The organism is Fibrobacter sp. UWH4 (genome assembly GCF_900142475.1).
Taxonomy (GTDB): Bacteria; Fibrobacterota; Fibrobacteria; order Fibrobacterales; family Fibrobacteraceae; genus Fibrobacter.
In genome coordinates this window covers 221,850-242,020 of record NZ_FRAY01000005.1, presented here as the reverse complement: position 1 = coordinate 242,020, position 20,171 = coordinate 221,850, and the positions used below count along the sequence as shown (strand labels likewise).

General features: G+C 53.5%; 14 protein-coding genes and 1 tRNA gene. 8 read left to right on the top strand and 7 right to left on the bottom strand.

Annotated elements, in window-relative coordinates; all coding sequences use genetic code 11:
• Positions 1-180: 180 nt before the first annotated feature.
• Positions 181-600 (bottom strand): SPOR domain-containing protein, encoded by a 420-nt coding sequence (locus tag BUA93_RS10855; RefSeq protein ID WP_072979287.1) that lies wholly within the window; start codon positions 598-600, stop codon positions 181-183.
• A 65-nt stretch (positions 601-665) separates the two neighbouring features.
• Complete coding sequence (locus tag BUA93_RS10850) at positions 666-5,291, bottom strand: fibro-slime domain-containing protein (protein ID WP_175547425.1); 4,626 nt, start codon at positions 5,289-5,291, stop codon at positions 666-668.
• A gap of 873 nt (positions 5,292-6,164) precedes the next feature.
• Here BUA93_RS10850 and BUA93_RS10845 point away from each other — a divergent pair.
• From BUA93_RS10845 to BUA93_RS10820, 6 genes are all read left to right on the top strand, one after another.
• Positions 6,165-7,034: a GGDEF domain-containing protein gene (locus tag BUA93_RS10845; protein WP_072979547.1), complete on the top strand. Its 870-nt coding sequence runs from the start codon at positions 6,165-6,167 to the stop codon at positions 7,032-7,034.
• Between the two features lie 33 nt (positions 7,035-7,067).
• Positions 7,068-9,356 carry an excinuclease ABC subunit UvrB gene (gene uvrB, locus BUA93_RS10840; protein ID WP_072979283.1) on the top strand — a complete coding sequence of 763 codons (2,289 nt, stop codon included), beginning with the start codon at positions 7,068-7,070 and terminating at the stop codon, positions 9,354-9,356.
• 219 nt (positions 9,357-9,575) lie between these two features.
• Positions 9,576-10,598, top strand: coding sequence for a hypothetical protein (locus BUA93_RS10835; RefSeq protein ID WP_072979282.1), 1,023 nt, complete (start codon positions 9,576-9,578; stop codon positions 10,596-10,598).
• A 183-nt stretch (positions 10,599-10,781) separates the two neighbouring features.
• Positions 10,782-11,525 carry a 2,3-diphosphoglycerate-dependent phosphoglycerate mutase gene (gpmA, locus tag BUA93_RS10830; RefSeq protein WP_072979545.1) on the top strand — a complete coding sequence of 248 codons (744 nt, stop codon included), beginning with the start codon at positions 10,782-10,784 and terminating at the stop codon, positions 11,523-11,525.
• A gap of 119 nt (positions 11,526-11,644) precedes the next feature.
• The gene (gene gpmI / locus BUA93_RS10825; RefSeq protein WP_072979281.1) at positions 11,645-13,279 is read left to right on the top strand and encodes a 2,3-bisphosphoglycerate-independent phosphoglycerate mutase; all 1,635 of its coding nucleotides are present in this window, start codon (positions 11,645-11,647) and stop codon (positions 13,277-13,279) included.
• Positions 13,280-13,442: 163 nt separating this feature from the next.
• Positions 13,443-13,808: a hypothetical protein gene (locus BUA93_RS10820; protein WP_139257993.1), complete on the top strand. Its 366-nt coding sequence runs from the start codon at positions 13,443-13,445 to the stop codon at positions 13,806-13,808.
• A 169-nt stretch (positions 13,809-13,977) separates the two neighbouring features.
• Here BUA93_RS10820 and BUA93_RS10815 read toward each other — a convergent pair whose 3' ends face one another.
• Positions 13,978-14,502 (bottom strand): hypothetical protein, encoded by a 525-nt coding sequence (locus BUA93_RS10815; protein WP_139257991.1) that lies wholly within the window; start codon positions 14,500-14,502, stop codon positions 13,978-13,980.
• 347 nt (positions 14,503-14,849) lie between these two features.
• Between BUA93_RS10815 and BUA93_RS10810 the strand changes: the two genes are divergently transcribed.
• Both BUA93_RS10810 and BUA93_RS10805 read left to right on the top strand, forming a co-directional pair.
• A tRNA-Leu gene (locus tag BUA93_RS10810) sits at positions 14,850-14,932 on the top strand.
• Between the two features lie 25 nt (positions 14,933-14,957).
• Positions 14,958-15,386 (top strand): hypothetical protein, encoded by a 429-nt coding sequence (locus BUA93_RS10805; protein ID WP_072979278.1) that lies wholly within the window; start codon positions 14,958-14,960, stop codon positions 15,384-15,386.
• On the opposite strand, the gene BUA93_RS10800 is transcribed toward BUA93_RS10805, so the two are convergent.
• The 4 genes from BUA93_RS10800 to BUA93_RS10785 are packed head-to-tail and all read right to left on the bottom strand — an operon-like array spanning position 15,383 to position 20,159.
• On the bottom strand, positions 15,383-15,877 hold the full coding sequence (locus BUA93_RS10800) for a hypothetical protein (protein ID WP_139257989.1): 495 nt from the start codon (positions 15,875-15,877) through the stop codon (positions 15,383-15,385). The genes BUA93_RS10805 and BUA93_RS10800 overlap by 4 nt on opposite strands.
• Before the next feature lie 42 nt (positions 15,878-15,919).
• Complete coding sequence (gene recJ, locus BUA93_RS10795) at positions 15,920-17,695, bottom strand: single-stranded-DNA-specific exonuclease RecJ (protein WP_254793944.1); 1,776 nt, start codon at positions 17,693-17,695, stop codon at positions 15,920-15,922.
• Entirely contained in the window at positions 17,695-18,819 is a 1,125-nt protein-coding gene (locus BUA93_RS10790) for a DNA polymerase III subunit (RefSeq protein WP_072979274.1), read from the bottom strand. The genes recJ and BUA93_RS10790 overlap by 1 nt, the downstream gene beginning before the upstream one ends.
• A complete protein-coding gene (locus BUA93_RS10785; RefSeq protein WP_254793943.1) occupies positions 18,816-20,159 on the bottom strand; it encodes a murein hydrolase activator EnvC family protein in 1,344 nt (447 codons plus the stop codon). Before BUA93_RS10785 ends, BUA93_RS10790 begins: the two co-directional genes overlap by 4 nt.
• Positions 20,160-20,171: the final 12 nt, after the last annotated feature.

Sequence of the window (20,171 nt, the reverse complement as noted above, 5' to 3'; positions counted from 1 at the left end):
CTGCAAAGCCGCGACAAGCCTTCGCTACAAGTCACCCTCGTCTGCAAGGACGCGGCAGGCCTTCGGTATAAGTCATCCTCGACCAAGCGTCAGCGCGGGAGGGAATCCAGGCCCTTAAATTTTCAACATTCGGACTCTGGAAAAATCCTCCACCGAAAAAGATAAACGGATTCGCTGCGATTACTTCACTTTCACGACGAAAGCGGTAATGTTATAAGCAGAAAGTTCACGGGCCTTGTCCTCGGCGGCTTTCTTATTGCCCCATCCACCGCCACGAAGCTTGTAGAAGGGAGCGTCGAATACCACCTGGATAGCGTAGCCGGTACTTGCAGAAATCTGCGCACGGCGACGCTGGGCGGCATCAAAATCGGCGACCGATTCAAACTGCAGCATATAGTAGCCGTCGGACTTGGACGTCTTCGCGGCAGCCTTGCCGGGCACCGCCGAAGCTTCGTTCGCCGCGGAATCGCGCAACGAGGCGCTCAACACAGGCTTATATTCCTTGCCGCGGAACAGGGAATCCAAATCCGTAGGTTCAGCCGCAAACGACGCAACCGTCGCGGCGGCACACAGACTCATAGCAGCTAAAATCTTTCGCATGCCGCAAATATAACAAAAAGGCCCTGCCTAAGCAGGGGCCTTTTCAAATTAAGTTCCGGTTGGATTTACTTGGCAGCCTTTTTCAGGTAGTCCGTATTGGGAAGCGGAGAACGCTTCACGCCCCAGACCGAGGTGTCTTCCTTCTTGCCGTACTTGCCGGCCTTATCGAGTCTGATAAAGGTCGTGTACTTGACAATGTAGGCGCCTGTTCCGACCATGCGGCCCTTGTCAGAGCGAGTATTCCAGCCGATGAAGAAGTTGGAACCGATACCTGCATCGATACAGGTCTTACCGCCGAAGTAGTCAATCTTCTTGCCATTTTCGTCGGTTTCCGTATTCTTGCTGTCGTCGCAGAAGATCTTGCCACTCTTGCCAGCCACGTAGTTACCCAGGTTGGTGTAGATCTGCAGATCGTAAGAGAAGTAAATCTTTGCAGGATCCAGATCTTCGTCCTTGAAGCCCTTAGCCTTCATGTCGTTGATCAGGGAGTACATATCCGCTTGAGCGAACAAGCCCAGACGGCCACCTTCTGCAGCGATCACTTCGTTCTTCGACAGGTTGGTAGAATAGCCATTCACCGTTACGACCGGAACATTTTCGCCAACAGGAGAGTTACCCGTATTGGCAAAGTTGTTTTCGACAACCTTGACTTCAGGTTCACCGCTCACCAACACCCACGGAGTCGGGAGACGCTTGGTCTCGTTGTAAGACGTCGGGGAGTTCCAGTTGTATGCGGCATCGGCAGCGGCACGGAGCGTATCGGCACCCGGCACGGCGATATCGGCACTGTCGACCCAGAAGATGGTGGACATGTCACCGGAGAGGCGGACAAAGTCACCCACGTGCGGAGAAACATTGCCACGGATATACTGGTACTTGATACGGCCCTGGCCATTTGCAGAACCCACAAGGGCGTCCTGGGCACCGGTCACCGAGGCAACAGTGCTGTTCAGGATAGAGACGAAACGACTGTCTTCGGAGAGGTCTACAGCGGAATTCAGGTAGAAGTCCAGAGCGTTCTTCTTCTGGTCCGTCACGATCCTGACCGGTTCAGACATAATTACCACAAGGCTATCGAAGTCGCTGAGTTCGTCGCCCTTTCTAATGGCACGCACTTCAGCACGCAGCGGCACAGGAGCCATGCGGTCAGTCAGCTCGCCAGGGAATCCCTGCTTGATGTCCTTACCCTTGTCCTTGAATTCGGCGTAAGAAATCACCTTACCCTTACCGGAGGTCTTGACACCATTAGAAAGCTTGGTAGAATCTCCCTTGAAGTAGCTGGAGCTCAACTTGACCACGTTGGTGCAGTAGCCGTCGGCACCGGCACCAGAGCAGTCGATATCGGTATCCTTGTTCACCTTGACAAGAGCGTTACAGACAATCGCGGTATCCTTCGAGATATTGGAGAATCCTTCTGCGATCGGGTTGTGCTTCTTGGCGGAAGTGGAATCCCACACCACGCAAATCTGGGTCGGCACGGAGTCCTTATGGATGGCGCGGTGATAGTAGATGACCACAGAGTCAGCCACACCGTCGAGGTATTCCTGGTTCATGCTGAAGTACGGGGCCGGAATCTTGAATTCAACTTCGGGCGAAGCACCGTGAACGTCGAACACATCGGCAAGACGCGGAGACGGAACCGGCGGTTCGCGGAAGTAAATCGGAGAATACCCCGGGTTCGTGAACACGTAGTCATTGTAGGCCGCAACAACCATACCCGGATTATGGATCGTCGGGTCCGTATCGAAGCGGTATTCCTTGGTAGCTACGATAGAAATCGTTGCATAACCGTTCACGAATTCGGCATCGGCGAAGGTGATGTAGTCAGAAGTCCTCGGATCCCTATGAATCGTGAAGTTACAGTCTTCGCAGATATAGTAGTCGCCGTTGTCGTTCGGCTTAAGCACGGCAAGGTAAAGTTCATAGATACTACCGACCCAGCGTTCGTCGTAGGTGCCGTCAGCTTCGGGCTTGTCGCCATTGACAACTTCACCCGTGCTATCCGGAGCGGACACGAACTGGATAATCGGCAAGTAGAAATTAATCTTCAAAGCGTTGGGCCTGCCGGTCACGCCGACGGTAAACTCGTTGTTCGGTTCGGTCAGGTCGTCCATTTCCACGGTCACATAGACGGTATCGACACCGCTTTCGCCAATCTCACGGGAATCACCAAAGGCGATCTTCTTGAATGTTTCAGCACCGTTTTCGTCCACCGTTCTTTCATAAAGCTTCATCAGGTTGCTGGACGGGGTCAGCGTATACTTCATACCCTTGGCATCGATAGGCTGAATGACCAGCGGCTGGCCCGGATTTTCTGCTTTGCCCACGTTAGAAATATAGACCGGCACGAATTCGCCACCCATGGCGCTCTTCACTGCCTTGTACTTACCGAGTTTCTTCATTTCGCCCGTATCTTCGTTGATATCGACCGCTTCGCCATCGGCGTAGACCACGTCGACTTCGCCACTCGGGCGGAAGCTTTTTATCTTCTTGGTCTTGCCATCGATGGTTACGAACAACGTGTAGCTGCCGGCGCCGAGATTGACCTTGGTCCCGTCAATCGAGGGAGCGGCCAGGTTTCTCAAGTCGATACCACCCTTGTAAATACCGGGGGCAGAAATGTTTTCGAACTTGGTAATACCGGAAGCGGCCAGTTCAGGCATGGCCACGGCCGGGTCCGTAATCTTGCTTCCCTGAACGAGGGTGTAGGAAATCGGCAGGCCAGCATCTGCAATTTGCGCACCACAGAAGACCTGGGTTTCAGACTGGCCCTTCGCAGCGGCCTCGCAGGAACCGTCACCCGACTTGGAATAGCAAATGTCGTACGAAGTCGCTGTACCATTCTTCTTGCGCGTCAAAGCAATAGCAGTCTGCTGGACGATATACATGTTCGTCTTGATACGCACGTTACTCATATCGGTACGGCGGTCGCAGAAGAAGATGTCAATGTCATACTTTGTGCCATCCTTAAGCGCACCTGAGGCCCCCGTAAACTGATCGAGGTTCACGTAACCCGGAGCGGCAAGGTGGGTACCGCCGAGGTCCACGGCAAGCTTGTTGTCGATGTACACCCAAATGTCGTCATCACCACGGAACGAGAACTGCATTCCGGCGCGGTAGGTGAAGTTCGCATGGGATTCAAAGCAGAACATTTGGTTGTTATTCCCCTTAATACGCAAATCCCAAGTGGAGTTATCATAAACGTTGGGGTGCGTACCGTCACCAAATTCGCCATTGGCCACCGGATAAAGGTCAATATAGGGCAAACCGGAAACAGGATCAATGGCAGACCAGTCCATTACACCAGGAAGGGCAGCCTGAGCGGCAGCGGAGATATTGTTCGCGGTAGCATTCTGGGCAGCAGTGTTAGTCAACTGGCCTTCCCCAAGACCATAGGCAACGTTGCCTAGACCCTCACGGGGGTTCGCTGCCTGGGCACAGAGACCCGTGCAAGTCCCCGCCAAGATAGAGTCAGCCAAGTCGTTCAGGATGGTAAAGGCGCCGGTCGGTTCGTTATAGGAATCATATTCCCACATACCTTCCTTGGTGAGGCTGAAAGTCACGTTGCGGCAATGCTTTACGCTAGTACCCTTGGAGTCATCGAACATGGCATTGAAGGCATCCGCACTTGCAAAGCATCCGCTTGCGGCATTGTAAGTCGGCTTCTTGGTAGAAGGATCCAAAAGATCAGACACAATTCCCTTGGTCACACCGATACAGGGAACCGTATTGGCGGCACCGCCACCAGCATAACCAAAGGGAGCTGTGGCAACATAGCACTTATTTGCTCCAGCCTGCGGGTAAGCATCGCAAGTAAAGGCGCCGTGCAGGCTCGCATCGGTATCGTAAAGGAAGGCGGCCAACTGATAGGTGCAGTTTCCTTCAACCATGGGGTCCGTTTCAGAAATAGAAGGTACACCCTCTTCTTCAGCCTTTTCCGGGTCGGCAATAAAGTAAATCTTGTTGGTATTCGGATAAGCGTCAAAGAAAACATTCATCGGGAACGCAGTGAGCGGAGCACCCCAGCCATCGACACCAATCGCGTCGTCGAGAGTTTCGTCGTCTTCACGGAAGATGATAAAGTTTTCCGGCATGGCTTCGTTCATCCAGACCACGTAGTACCACCCGCACAAGTTGGGGTCTACCTTCAACGGCTGGCGGTTTTCGAAAGTTGCATCGGGAGACCACTGCGGCACGGTGGACTTCCAGTCTTCGTCATCGGGAACCAGGACATAGAAGTACTTGATTTTCGGTTCTTCATAGGAAACCAGGGTCTTGCTCGCCTGTTTCGGGTTTTCGAGCACCCAGACATCCTTACCGGCACCAGGGCAGGCGATGTCACGTTGGTTCTTCGGAAGGTTCGGGTCGTAGGCGGACTTTCCGTTCCAAGTGCTCTTGAGCACGTAGTTCAACGGATTTGTAGACGAACTTGCAAGACCGAAGGTCATTTCCTGAGCTTCGCCCTTGGCAGCAGACAAATCATAATCATAATAACCGGTCGCCGCATTCAAGGCGGTTGCCGGGACTGGAGCGGCAATGTTATTCATCGTAACAAAGACACTAGTCCAGTCATCAGGCTTCTTAAAATGCAGCGTGCCTTCGCAGGCGGCAATAACATTCTGCACTCCAGCGAAAATCAGACAGGTACCCAAAACCCACTTCCACATGGAGATTTTCGTTTTTTTCATCATTTTAGTTTCCATCGATGTTTTTCCTACCAACGGCATAACAAAAAGACCGGCCTTTTTGAAATGCCACATACCACCCTCAAATTTATTCTTTTCTAGCGAAAAATGCCAACTGTTTTTGTAATTTTTGATAAAAATTCCGTTCATTTTTGTAAACAAACGGTGGATTCGCATTTAATAGTGAATAAAATCACACCGAGAAAGCCCCGTTTGTAAACAACTGTTTTCAAAACAGTTTAAAAGTCCCCGAGCATCCCCCGAAACGTCATCCTCGGCAGGAACAGTTCCCGGGCTTTCCTTGAAACGTCATCCTCGACCAAGCGGCAGCGCGGGAGGGGATCTACAATGGATCCCGTCGGTCGCGCAGCTCCCTCCAGGATGACCGCATATTAAAATGCCTCCCCTACAAGGAACAGTCCCCGCACCTCCCCTTAATGTCATCCTCGGCAGGAACAATTCACGGGCTTTCCTTGAAACGTCATCCTCAGCAGGAACGGTCCGCGGGCATCCCCCGAAACGTCATCCTCAGCAGGAACGGTCCGCGGACATCCCCCCCCCCCTCAAAGTCATCCTCGACCAAGCGGTAGCGCGGGAGGGGATCTACAATGGATCCCGTCGGTCGCGCACTCCCTCCAGGATGACTGTATATTAAAATGTCTCCCCAACAAGGAACAGCCCCCGCACCTCCCCTTAACGTCATCCTCGACAGGATCGGTCCGCGGGCATCCCCCGAAACGTCATCCTCGGCAGGAACGGTCCGCGGACATCCCCCCCCCCCTCAAAGTCATCCTCGACGAAGCGGCAGCGCGGGAGGGGACCCACAAGTTGCATCTTTTTACTACATTTCGAGTGAACAACGGAGCACTTATGCAGGACATGGACCGAACAATTGCCAGCGGCAACACCATCAAACTCCCCATCGCAAAGATGAGGCCGCACCTGATTGTACTCTACCCGCAAAACCAGTTCAAGCAGATTCCCCTTGAAAAGGGCACCGTCATCCTAGGCCGCGGCCAAGATGCCGACATCCGCATGGACGACGAACTGGTAAGCCGCAGGCATTGCGCACTCACCTTCGACGGCATCGACGTCACCGTGAAGGACCTGGGCAGCACCAACGGCACCTTCGTCGACGGTAGCCCCGTCGCCGAAAGCAAGCTTGAAGACCACAACCGTCTGCAAATCGGCAAGATGGTCCTGAAGGTTGACTTCAAGGACGCCAGCGAAGAAGCCTTCGACCGAGAACTCTACGAGGCGGCCACCATGGACCCGCTGACCAAAATCAGCAACCGCCGCACCTTTATGGACAGAAGCCTCGGCGAACTCGCCCTCGCCCGCCGCAACAACTATTATATACATACTATAATGGTCGATGCAGACCATTTCAAACACGTAAACGACACCTGGGGCCACCAGTGCGGCGACATGGTCCTTAAGGAGATTGCCCGAATTCTCAAAGAAGAAAAGCGCGAATCCGACCTGCTCGCCCGCTACGGCGGCGAAGAATTCGTGTTGCTTTTAAGCGGAATCGGCCCCGAAGACGCCAAGAAAAGCGCCGAACGCCTGCGCAGCGCCGTGGAACGCCACCGTTTTTCATGGAAGGATACCGTTATCCCCGTGACAATTTCATTGGGACTCGCTAGCCGTCAGGGCGAAAGCATCGGCAAGATCGAAGAAATGATCGCCGAATGCGACCGTCTGCTGTATGTCGCCAAGGAAAACGGCAGAAACCGCGTCGCTTTTTAACCCCGAAATTTGAATTCCGAATTCTGAATTTCCATGGCACGCGCACGCAAGACAATTACACCTGACCCGTATGCAAAACCGATAGCGAAACCGCTACCGCCCGAGCAGAGTTTACCGGGGAAGTTAAAGCAGTTCCAGTCGCCCACTCGCGCAAACTTCGAACTGGTGAGCCCTTACGGAGCGGCGGGTGACCAGCCGAAGGCCATTGAGGAACTCACCGAAGGTTTCAAACACGGAGAACAGTTCCAGACGCTGCTTGGCGTGACCGGTTCCGGCAAGACTTTCACGATGGCGAACGTCATCAAGAACGTGGGCAAGCCGACGCTGATTCTCACGCACAACAAGACGCTGGCGGCGCAGCTCTACCAAGAATTCAAGGCGTTCTTCCCGCACAATGCGGTGGAATACTTCGTGAGCTATTACGACTACTTCCAGCCCGAAGCGTACATCCCGCATACGGACACGTTTATCGAGAAAGATGCGAGCATCAACGACGAGATTGACAAGCTCCGCCTGCGCGCCACCGCAAACTTGCTCACCCGCCGCGACGTGATTATCGTGGCTTCCGTGAGCTGCATCTACGGTTTGGGCAGCCCCAGCGAATACTTTGACTTGATGGTGCGTATCAAGAAGGGTGACGTTTACGACCGGGACAAGATTCTGCACGACCTGGTGCGAATTCAATACACGAGAAACGATTTCAGCCTGGAGCGCGGCAGTTTCCGCGTGCACGGCGACGTGATTGAAATTCACCCGAGCTACGACGAAGAAGGGCTCCGCATCGAACTGTTCGGCGACGAAGTGGACCGTCTCGTTCGCTTCAACATCATTACCGGCGAAGTTACTCAGGAAATGGACGAGATGACGATTGCACCGGCAAAGCACTTTGTGACGAAAGAAGAAGGCCGCGCGGGCATTTTGCAACGCATGCAGGTGGAACTGACCGAGCGCCTCGCCGAACTCGACAAAGAAGGCAAAGTTCTAGAATCGGCCCGCCTTTCGAGCCGCACTCGATACGACATGGAAATGATTCGCGAGACCGGCATGTGCAGCGGCATCGAGAACTACTCCCGCATTATCGAGAACCGCGCCCCGGGTACGCGCCCGTTCACGCTCATCGACTACTTCGGTGACGACTGGCTCCTGATGGTGGACGAATCCCACGTGAGTATTCCGCAGGTGGGCGGCATGGCCGAGGGCGACAAATCCCGCAAGACAACCCTTGTACAGTACGGGTTCCGCCTCCCCTGCGCACTCGACAACCGCCCGATGAACTTTGCCGAATTCGAGTACATGTACCCGAAGCAGGTGCTTTTCGTGTCTGCAACCCCCGGCGATTACGAACTTACCAAGACGGGCGGCGTCGTTACCGAACAAATTAACAGACCCACCGGACTTTTGGACCCAAAAATCGAGATGTTCCCCATCAAGGGTCAGATGGACGTGCTCCTGTACCGCATCGAGGAGGTCGTCAAGAACGGCGACCGCGTGCTGGTGACGACCCTCACCAAGAAGATGGCGCAGGACCTTACCGACTTTTTCGTGGAAGCGGGCATCCGTGCGCGTTACCTGCACAGCGACATCAAGACGCTGGAACGCCACGAACTCATCCGGGGCTTGCGTACCGGAGAATTTGACGTGCTGGTGGGCATCAACCTGCTGCGCGAAGGCCTGGACCTGCCCGAAGTGAGCATGGTGGCCATACTCGACGCCGACAAGGAAGGGTTCCTCCGCAACTACCGCAGCCTCATCCAGACGATGGGCCGCGCGAGCCGTAACGTGAACGGCACAGTGCTCTTGTTCGCTGACAACATGACCGACAGCCTGGAGAAGGCCGTCACCGAAACCGCCCGCCGCAGGGCCGTGCAGGAAGAATTCAACAAGGAACACGGCATTACGCCGAAGTCCGTGACCCGCAAGTTGGAAGACGACCTGAGGATTGCGGATCCCCTTGGAATCGACGGCGACGATTCCGTCGACGACGACTACGAAGACGACGGCCCTTCGACAAGCTCAGGGACCTCCGGAGGCATTCGCCCGATGGAACCGCTCCAACCGAGCAGCAAGACGAAGAAGAAGGGGACTCGAGGCAGCACCCAGAAGCGCCATCCTGGAGCAGAAGGCGATGAGATCCCCTCCCCACTTCGTGGGTCGAGGATGACAGAAGGGATGATTCGTGGGGCGAGGATGACAGAAGGGAATCGTGGGTCGAAAACAGGGGACAAGCTCGAAGACCTGGAACGCCAGATGAAGGAAGCTGCCGCCAAACTCGACTTCGAGGAAGCCGCACGCCTCCGCGACATTATCCGCGGCATGAAATAAATTGGGCGGAAATTAGTTGGCCATTCGGCAAGCTCACTTCGGCCATACTTAGTGCAGTAAGGGACCTTAACCAAAGGTTGGTGAGCCTGTCGAACCAACAATCTAAGCACCAAGCTCTAAGTTCTAAGTTCTTTTTACCTTTTTTTCATATTTTCAGTTGCTTTTTTGACCATTTTTGTTTATTTTCAAGGGCAGAAAAACTTTTTATGAGGAAAAATCATGGACTTTAAGAAAATTTTCCTGGGTTCCGTTATCGCCATGGGCGCTTTCGGTCTCATTGCCTGCGGTGACGACAGCAGCACGAACGCCTCTAACAAGGACAACGGCAAGATTGTTATTCCGGATAACAACGCACCCAACATTTCTGCCAACGGTCTCGTTTCCAGAGTGTCTGGCGACACACTCCGCTTCAAGGGTATCTATGGTCTGGACCGCACGGACGAAACCAACGAAAACTCTTCGAACCTGCTGTTTACCGCGATTAAGTTCCAAGTCATGAACTCCGCCCAGCAGGAGGTCCAGTATCAGGTTATTTACAACGAAGCAGTCGTCCCGACAGCAAACGAAATTGACCTCAATTCAATGATGTCTGCTTTCGTGAAAATCAACCTGGCTGACCCTATCTTCACATGCGATGACTATAGCCTGGTCGTTACGGTAACCGCAAACGACGGCGCCAAGGATTACTTCAGAACCGACGTGATTCCTTTCGATGCAGAAGCCAAGACGGAACGTCTCTGCAAGAACGTGGAACCGGCCTCTTCCGCCTCCACCGATCCGGGTTCCGACGAAATTGTCATGACTCCCTGTGAAGTGACGGTCTCTACGGCCGATAAAAACATCAGCGGCGTCAGCCTCGCTACTTGCACTGCGGTTCCCGCCGAAGCTGCAGACATCGTCTTTGAAAAGTCCGGCTCCAAGAGCGAACCCGATGTCACCGCCAATGCAGGCGCAGGCGTCACGTTCCTCACGATTAGCAACGACGACTACGGTAACGGCATGTGGCCCGAAGACGTCAACAACCGTCCTGCTTATTTGAGCGACTTCAGAGCGGGCACGATCGAAAAGTCGAGCCTCCCGACGTTGATTGAAAACGGCGAGGGACTGTCGTATGTGGCAAAGACCGCCGCATACGACGCTGCAAACGGAGCTGGATTCTATCCGTTCGCCGTTTACGACAGCGGCTTCCCCGACAAAAACGGCTACTACACCTTCAAGGTCAAGATTTACAAGGTCCAGTAATCGGGTCTAAAACCAAGTTTAAACCCTCCCCGTAAAGGGAGGGTTATTTTTGTTACGGAGAAACGCACCACTTTCTCCCCTTTTTAGTTAGATTAAGTTAATTTTATTAACTAAATCTAACTTTAGCAAGGATTTTTTCTATTATTGCGTTCATCAGATTTAACAAATAGGAGAATCCTCATGATTAAACTCGTTCTTGTACGCCACGGCGAAAGTGAATGGAACAAGAAGAACCTCTTTACCGGCTGGATGGACGTAGACCTTAGCGAAAAAGGCCACGAAGAAGCGGCTGCCGCCGGCCAGCTTCTGAAGAATGAAGGTTACGATTTTGACCTCTGCTACACCTCTTACCTGAAGCGAGCCATCCATACACTGAATCACGTTCTTGACGAAATGGACCGAGCCTGGCTCCCGGTCGTTAAAAGCTGGAAACTGAACGAACGTCACTATGGGGACTTGCAGGGCAAGAACAAGTCCGAAGCCGCCGAGAAGTTCGGCGAAGACCAAGTGAAGATCTGGCGCCGTTCCTTCGATATCAAGCCGCCCGTACTCGCCGATGACGACGAACGCAGCGCAAAGAAACAGGCCATGTACCGAGATGTAGACGAATCGTTCCTCCCGCAGAACGAAAGCCTCGAAACGACAATTGCTCGCGTAATCCCCTACTATCTCGAAGAAATCAAACCTCAAATGAAGGCCGGCAAGCGTATCGTAATCGCAGCGCACGGCAATTCCCTACGAGCACTGGTGATGTACCTTGACAAGATGAGCAAAGAAGAAGTTCTCGGTCTGAACATCCCGACCGCGACTCCGCTCGTCTACGAGTTTGACGACAACCTGAACCCCATCAAGCACTACTATCTTGGTGACCAGGAAGCACTCAAGGCCAAAATGGAGGCCGTCGCCAACCAGGGCAAGAAAAAGTAGCCTATCTTATTGTGGCGTCTTTAGAAAACCTGGAACCAAGAGCTTTCCGGGTTTTCTAAATTTGTGCTCGGATTTTAATTCAACTGGCTAGGCTCAGGCCGAGCTCAAGGAGACACAATATGCTCAAGAAGCTTTCCAATTTCCCCGGCATCAAGGGACCGGTCGTAACCATCGTGATGGATGGTTTTGGTATCACTGATAAGGTCGAAGGCAACGCCATCAAGGCCGCCCGCACCCCGACTCTCGACAACCTCTTCAAGATGTACCCGAACGTGCTCCTGAAGGCTCACGGCCGCGCCGTGGGTATGCCGACCAACGAAGACATGGGTAACTCCGAAGTGGGCCACAACGCCATCGGTGCTGGCCAGGTGTACAACCAGGGCGCCGCCCTCGTGCAGGACGCAATCGTCTCCGGCGACATCTTCGGTCGCGACGCCTGGAAGGAAATCGCCGGCAACGCCCGCGAAAAGAACACCGTTCTCCACTTCATCGGCCTCTTCAGCGACGGTAACGTCCACTCCAACATTTCTCACCTGAAGGCCATGGTCGCCCAGGCCAAGAAGGAAGGCCTCAAGAAGGTCCGCGTGCACATTTTGCTCGACGGCCGTGACGTGCCGGAAACCTCCGCTCTCGATTACGTTGGCCCGTTCGAAAAGTTCCTCGACGAACTCCGCAGCCCGGAATTCGACGTCTGCATTGCTAGCGGCGGTGGCCGTATGCAGATTACCATGGACCGTTACAACGCTAACTGGAAAATGGTGGAACTCGGCTGGAAGACCCACGTGCTGGGCGAAGGCCGCTACTTCGACAACGCCACGCAGGCTATCGAAACCCTCCGCGGCGAAACCAAGGCTATCGACCAAGACCTGCCCCCGTTCGTGATTGCTAAGGACGGTCAGCCGGTCGGTACCATCAACGATGGCGACTCCGTGGTGTTCTTCAACTTCCGTGGCGACCGCGCTATTGAAATCACCCGCGCCTTCGAAGAAGAATCCTTCAACGAATTTGACCGCAAGCGCTTCCCGCATGTGTGCTACGCCGGCATGCTCCAGTACGACGGCGACCTCAAGCTCCCGAACCGCTTCCTCGTTCCGCCTCCGGCTATCAAGGAAACCAGCGGCGAATGGCTTGCTGAAACGGGCGTGAAGCAGTTTGCCTGCTCCGAAACGCAGAAGTACGGCCACGTGACCTACTTCTGGAACGGTAACCGTTCCAGCAAGTTCGACGGCGAAACCTACCTGGAAATTGAATCCGACGTGGTTCCGTTCGAACAGCGCCCGTGGATGAAGGCAGCCGAAATTACCGACGCCATGATCGAAGCTTTGAAGAGCGGCAAGTACCAGACTCTCCGCTGCAACTTCCCGAACGGCGACATGGTGGGCCACACTGGTAGCTTCCGCGCTGCTACGATGGCTATCGAAGCGGTGGATATCGGCCTTGCACGCCTCCTCCCGGTGATTGACGCCCTCGGTGGTGTCGCTATCATCACGGCTGACCACGGTAACGCCGACGAAATGTACGAAATCGACAAGAAGACCGGCATGCCGAAGGTTAACAAGGACGGGACCTTCAAGGCAAAGACCAGCCACACGCTCAACAAGGTGCCCTGCATCCTTTACGATAACGTAACGGGCGGCAAGCTCGGCCTCAAGGAAGGCGACTGGGGTCTTTCCAACATCGCTGCTACGACCGCGAACCTCCTCGGCCTCGAAAAGCACGAAGCTTGGGACGACTCGATGTTAATCATCAAGTAGGCGATTAACTCAATCCAGATTTCGGAATTCGGAGTTCAGAGTTTTTTTATTTGGCGGCTATGCCGCGATTGTTCAAATTCTGAAATCCGAAATCAAAATTCCGAATAAAAAAGGAACCCTTGCGGGTTCCTTTTTTATTTAAATAAGGTATATTAAGATGAGTATGTACAGGAAACTTTTATCATTTTCTCTACTAACAATTTCAACTGCATTTGCAAATAATCCAAATGCAAATTTAGGTCCAATTATGGCCGATGCAGCAACAAATCAAATGATAAAGATGTTTCCCTTATTCATGTTAGCCTTAGGCATTGCTGTATTTTTCTCACTTGTTCAAAAAAATCCAAAAAAAGCGGCTATAGGCTGCGGAGGATTCTTTGCAATAGCCTTTGTATTGGGGTTTATTATTTGGATCTCTGAAATCATTGCAAATCATGCAGCAGTATTTATACTTTTTGCAATCGCTATAGCATTAGCATGTTTAATAGCATATATGATTTACTCGCCTCAAAACAATCAAAAAAAATAACGATTTGATTTCAGGGTTTTAGGGGCAAAGCCCCTAGGCGAAAGGGTAACGGCAGACATGGCGATAGCCTAACCGCTAAGCGAACATTCGTTGGCCAAAGGCCAAGGCCATGTGAGCGTGCGGCTTAGGCAGAGCCATGGCTAAAGTCAGGGGAAGACTTTCCCCTTCACTATTTCCCCATAGTGCCGCGGGAGTATTCGTTGATACAGGTGACGGCCTTGCGCTTGCACGGGGAACTTTCGTCGTAGAACACGACGCGGTCGTTGCGGAAGACTTCGCCGAAGATTTCCTTGCCGGCAGCGTTGCTTGCCTTGTTGTACTTGACATCGTAGAAAATGTCGGTGTCGCGGGTGACCACGCGGATTTCTACATCGATTTTGTAGGCGCCGTGTAAGCCCTTGAGTTTGAACCCGTAGGGAATTTCTTCCATCTTGAGGAACTTGAGATCCGGAGCCTCGAAATCGAGCTGCATCCAGGAGCGGGCGCCCCCCTTACTGCGGAGTTCGAACCACCCCTCCAGCGAACCTTCAGTGCTTTCGTTGGCCGATTCCATGGCCATGTTCAGGCACGCGATATAACCGTCGCGGGCCAGCGAAAGATCTTCCTTGAATTCGTGGTAGGTATCCATATCGCCATCGTAGGCGAAAAGAGGCGTGGCAAGGAGCAAGGCAACGAAAAAAACTAAGTGTTTCATAAACTGTAATTTAGAAATTCACTGGATTCCGTCACTCCCTACGGTCGTTCCAGAATGACAAGTTTCTACTTAATTCCACATTTCACCGTTCTAATCTCCACCGGATTCCGTCGGAAATTCGTTCCTCCAGAAGGACTAGTTTCTAATCAATTTCACATTTCACTTTTCTAATCTCCCCCGGATTCCGTCAGAAATTCGTTCCTCCAGAATGACTTTTTCTGTTACCTATTCGCTAATCCAGCCGCTTTTAACATCACCGGCATCCGTGGCTGCAGCAAGAAATACAAAAACTGCTTTTCGCGCATTCTCCCACCGCATACTTTTTTCTATATTTAGGCCACGCCCGAGCCCGGGTGGTGGAATGGTAGACACTGGGGACTTAAAATCCCTTGAGGGCAACCTCGTGCGGGTTCAAGTCCCGCCCCGGGCATTAACGGCAAACCAGGGAGCTCCTTATGATTGAATTCTACCCGAACAGCATCTATTACCCGCGCGAAGCCGTCGAAGAAAAGCTCGCCAAGGGTGAACTCGCCAGGACCGAGAAACACCTGATGGGCTGGACGGAACGCCACCGTGGCGAAATCTGGGACTGCGCCCGCGACGATTCCGAAAACCCGACCGACGAAATCCTGCTTGACAACCTGCGCGCCCTCCTGCTCTGCAAGGGTTCCTTGCAGCCTGCTGCCGAAATGGGCGACATGATCAAGGAAATCAAGAAAGAAGAATGGTACCGTAACGAGTCACACCACGAAGATCCCGAAGAAGTGGCCGAGGAATGGCGCGCCAAGTACCTGGTCAAGTGGCGCGAAGCCCGTATGTTCGAAGCGTTCATCCTGATCGAGAAGCGCACCGAACAGCTGCTCGCCATCTTAAAAGGCTACTAATTGGAATTGTGCCTGTAGCACGATTTCCAAACGACGGGAACCCAAACTTCTAAATTTCCCTGCTCGCTACGCGGGTAACGCCAATAGGTCTGGATTTGCGAAAGCACCAGGCCTTTGAAATTTTCATCGGAGATATTACTGAAAAGAATTTCCGGTTCGAAAATTCCGAGAGAATCTAGAGTCAGCTTTATTCCGAGCACTACGTCCGGGGAGTTTTCTCCACGGGCCGCGACGCAGTTATGCTTCTTGAAATAATCCGCAGCAGCAAAGTGCAGCCCCGCGGCACGCCCCTGCAGGAAACGTTCGAACTGCAGCAAATCGCGGTCGGCGGAATTGCCCAGCACATACATGTCGTCGAGCGACGGCATCACCACGCGTCCCGTGAACGCATGCCACTGCGGCTCCTCTTCGGCGACAGGAACAATCGAAACGACCGGCTTATAGGGCTTTATGTAGTATACGCCGAGCAAGAGGCCCGCAAAGACCAACACCAGAAAAAAGATGGGTAAATCGCGCACCTGCATAAATTACCGTCAATCACACGGTTCGATCGCCTTGATGCAAAGCTGCATGGACTTCCGATCGTTGAAATAGTTCCAGGTCGGTTCAAAGATGACAGACACCGGCTTGTCGCCATGGAGCAGCGCCTTACTCTTGCGGAGGCCAAAGGCAATCGCCGGGAACACGCGGCTTCCCGCCTGCGAAATGTCCATCTGCAGATGCCCGCCACGAAGTTCACGCAGGCGATGCACCTTGATGTTGTCCGCACGGAAAGTGGGGTACGGGAAATTTCCGCTAAACGGTTCCAGCAGGTCGAAGAAATCCAGAATAGAAATCAGCCTCTTGCCGCCGGGACACGTCGTGCCGTCGGGAGACATATACTGTTCCGCCTCGACCACCAGTTCGTTTAACGAAATCCGGATATCGTACGGATAGGCACCCACCGGCAATTCTTCGACTGCGCCCGTATAGTTCTGCATTCTGGCGGACTGTTCCAGGCGTTCACGAAGTTCGTCAATCTTGTCGGACGGGAGAGAAAAACCAGCCGCATTCGCATGACCGCCCCAGCGGTCAAAAAGATCCCTGGATTCAAAAAGAGCCTTATGCCAGTTGAAACCGGGTACTGCGCGCGCACTCGCATGAGCCATGCCGTCGGTAACCGAGAGCACCGCCGTCGGACGATGGTATTCCTGCGCAAGCTTTGCAGCGACAATTCCTATAACGCCCACATGCCAGTTGTTTCCGGCCACCACGAGAACGGTCGGGAGCTTATCGCCATACTTCGCCTTGACCTGTTCCAGCGCCATGTCGGTGATTTCGGCTTCTTTCTGCTTGCGTTTGCTGTTCCATTCCTTGAGTTCCGCCATGAGCGCGTTGGCAGCGGCCATATTCGGACTCAGCAGCAACTTCAGCGCAGGGTCGGGGCGTTCCATTCGGCCAGGGGCATTCAGGAGCGGGGCGAACTTGTACATGACATCGATTCCGCCCACGCTTCCGTGGCGTTTCATGAGATCGCCGTACATTTCCTGCAAACCAGGCCAGCAGCTCCCCTCAATCGACTTAAGCCCGGCCTTGGTAAAGCAGCGGTTCTCCGGCGTCATCTGAACCAAATCGGCAAGTGTCCCTAAAGCCACCAAGTCAAGAAATTTCTTAGGTTCAGGCATGCCGAGCCTAGAATAAAGAGCACAAATGAATTTATACGAAACTCCGACTCCGCAAAGTTCCGGATTCGGATAAGTATCACCTTCCTGATGCGGATCCAGCAGGACATCGCATTCGGGTAAACCTTCGCCAGAGGGCTGATGGTGGTCAATGACCAGCACCGACATGCCCAACTTTTTGGCCAGGGCAATTTCTGCGTTCGCCGTGATACCCGTATCGACCGTGATGACATTACGCGCACCAGCGCTATGCATTTCTTCAATCGCCGATACAGAAAGGCCGTAACCGTCACCAAAGCGATTCGGGAGGCGCCAATCCGACTCGATACCCAGTTCGGCTAACGCCCGCGTCATCAATGTAACAGCGGTCATCCCGTCCAGATCGTAGTCACCAAAGACGAATACTTTTTCGCCCCGCTCACGCACAGCCAGAAGCCACTCGACAGCCTCTTTCATGCCCTTCATCAGGAACGGGTCATGAACATCACCGGCATTTCCACAAAGCATCCGGTGCGCTTCGGTAAGTGTTCGAACACCTCGCGAAACCAAGAATCGCGCAACAGCATGAGGGACGCGCAAGGTCTGCGCCATCGAAGACGCCAGGAGCTCTTCGTTGCACATCGTCGAATCCTCTGCCGCGGGCATCATTACTTGTAGCCCTCGAAAATCTTGAGCGACAGGTCCTGCAGGCCCATCGTCGTGGAAATGCGGCGGGACTCGATGCGGGACATCGATTCTTGCACCGTCACAAGAGAGAGTTCAAGCGCAGTCGCATCGACACGCGGGAATTTTTCGATACCGACGCTAACCGTTGTCTGCGGAAGACGCAAGGGCGCTCCTGCCTTCAATCGCAACAAGTCCGCCAGCAGGAACGAGAGAACTTCCAAGAAACGGTTGGCCTCGTACGGGTCATCTATCGCAACTTCCTTCAGCTGTAGGAAAAGATCCGCATAGTCCGTCAGAAGAGACTTCACCAGGAAATCAACTGCGAGGCTACACCACTTTTTTCCGTGTTCGGCGTAATACAAAGCCTTTCCCGGCGAACCGACCGCCAAGCCGACGACATCATCGGTCAGGGAATCTTCATCGAAATCCTCCCCTGCGACACGGAGCACTTCGTTACGGACTTCGCTATCCGTCAGCGGCAACAGGTGCAAGGCCAGACAGCGTGAACGGATCGTCTGCAGCATTTTTTCGCGCGAAGAAGTCGTGAGAATGAAGTAGGTATCGGGGGGAACTTCTTCCAAAGTCTTCAGGAACGCGTTAGCGGCAGCCTCGTTCATCCGGTCCGCCTCGGCGACAATCACCGTGCGCACGCGATCGCCCTTCAACGCAAAGCCCGACGTCATCAGGCGCATCAAGTCCACCGAAATGAACGCCCCCGCCGAAAAGACATCGACCCGGTAAGGGTTCTTCTGGATTTCCTCGATGTAGCCTTTCTTGAAATCTTCAACCGTCTTCGCCTTGCTCCCGGCAGACACGTCGTCTGAACTGCGGGCGTGGGCCTCGGCGGCCTCCAGCGGGATAACCCAGTTTCCGGTCGCACCGCTGTCGCTTGCCATCTTGCAACCGAAGCAGTGCCCGCACGGGCGCATATTTTCGTCTGTACACTGGAGAGCCTTTACAATTTCCATGGCAAGAGCTTTCTTGCCAATTCCGGCAGGGCCATCAATCAGGACCGCCTGAGGGAATCGGTTTTCACGGAGCGCCGACATCACGCGGATGCGGACACGTTCCTGCGATACGGGACCTTGTAAAGAATATTCGATCATTTCGTCTTCAACCACTGCAAGGGATCCACGGTCTGTGTACCCTCGCTCACTTGGAAATACAATTTAATTCCATTTAGCGAAGCGACATCACCCACTTCGCCAATTTCTTCGCAATTTCGCACCTCTTTTCCCTCTTGCACGCGGATAGACTTCAGGTGACCGTATACCGAATAGGTTCCACCCGCATGCTCAATAATGACCGAGGGACCTCGACCGTCAATTTCGGAGACCATCACCACCGTTCCTGCCGCGGCAGACCTCACGGCGTCGCCACGCTTTCCGCGAATTTCGACACCCAGGTTACGCGTCATGATGTGCAGCACCGGGTGTTCCTGCAAGCCGTAATTGCTGATGATTTCGCCCTTCAGCGGCATGCACTTCGGCCCCTTGACCGATTCCGCCACAACGACTTTCGGTTTTTCGACCGTCTTCGACGGCGCCTTGGAATCCTTCTTCTTGCCCTTCTTCGATTTTTCCGCCTTTTCGCGAGCCTTACGGGCGGCCTCTTCCTTCTTCGCCTGTTCGATTTCCTTCTTGCGGCGTTCTTCTAACTTCTTGATAAGCGCAAGCATCGTTTTCTGGTTCTGTTCGAATTCCTTGAGTGCGCGGCGCTGCATGTTCTGGTCGTGCTTCAAGCTCATGAGCATCTTTTCCTGGCCGCTCATCTGCGAAACAAGTCCCTTTTCTTCTGCCGCCTTCTTGGTGCGCAACAGTTTTAAATCTGAAAGGTGCGAACTTTCCAGCTGTTTCTTTTCGTCGCGTTCCTGCACCAGTTGCTGCAGCATTTCTATTTCCTGACGGTCCTGGTTCAAAATATGATGAACCCAGTAAACCTGACGGTCGGGATTGCCCTCCTGCGTGAGTAGACTGTACAGGACACGGGCCTCGCTGCTGCGTCCGACTACGTACAAATTGCGGATACGCTTTTTCATGGCAGCCTTGCGCACCTCGATTTTCCGGTCCAGAGAATCGATATCGGCCGAAAGTTGGACAATCGCCCGTTCCAGCATCCCCTCGCTCCTGGAAAGTTCCGAGATGTAAGTTCGCGTCTGGTTCAGGTTCTGGTCCAGCACCGAGATCGTGTTCAGGACGCCCTTTTCTTCCGTTTCCAGGAGCGCCAGCTCCTGACGTTTTTTCGCTAGGTCCGATTCCAGTTTCTTGAGCGCATTTTTCTGCTCACTGATCTGCGCATCGGTCTTCTTGGTCACCGCAGAGGTCTTGGACTTGGACGAAGACTTCGCCGCCTTGGGCGCAGCCTTGGCAGATGCCGCTGGTTTCGACGACTTGCCAGATTTCGCAGGAGCCTTGGCATAGGAATCCGAAAATCCGAAACCTAGCACAAGACAAACTAT

Bases quoted from the DNA above. Each gene is read 5' to 3' on its own strand.
- BUA93_RS10820 (WP_139257993.1), top strand. From the start codon at position 13,443: ATGTACAGGAAACTTTTATCATTTTCTCTACTAACAATTTCAACTGCA.
- uvrB (WP_072979283.1), top strand. From the start codon at position 7,068: ATGGCACGCGCACGCAAGACAATTACACCTGACCCGTATGCAAAACCG.
- BUA93_RS10835 (WP_072979282.1), top strand. From the start codon at position 9,576: ATGGACTTTAAGAAAATTTTCCTGGGTTCCGTTATCGCCATGGGCGCT.
- BUA93_RS10855 (WP_072979287.1), bottom strand. From the start codon at position 600: ATGCGAAAGATTTTAGCTGCTATGAGTCTGTGTGCCGCCGCGACGGTT.
- BUA93_RS10850 (WP_175547425.1), bottom strand. From the start codon at position 5,291: ATGATGAAAAAAACGAAAATCTCCATGTGGAAGTGGGTTTTGGGTACC.
- BUA93_RS10805 (WP_072979278.1), top strand. From the start codon at position 14,958: ATGATTGAATTCTACCCGAACAGCATCTATTACCCGCGCGAAGCCGTC.
- gpmI (WP_072979281.1), top strand. From the start codon at position 11,645: ATGCTCAAGAAGCTTTCCAATTTCCCCGGCATCAAGGGACCGGTCGTA.
- BUA93_RS10790 (WP_072979274.1), bottom strand. From the start codon at position 18,819: ATGATCGAATATTCTTTACAAGGTCCCGTATCGCAGGAACGTGTCCGC.
- recJ (WP_254793944.1), bottom strand. From the start codon at position 17,695: ATGATGCCCGCGGCAGAGGATTCGACGATGTGCAACGAAGAGCTCCTG.
- BUA93_RS10815 (WP_139257991.1), bottom strand. From the start codon at position 14,502: ATGAAACACTTAGTTTTTTTCGTTGCCTTGCTCCTTGCCACGCCTCTT.
- BUA93_RS10845 (WP_072979547.1), top strand. From the start codon at position 6,165: ATGGACCGAACAATTGCCAGCGGCAACACCATCAAACTCCCCATCGCA.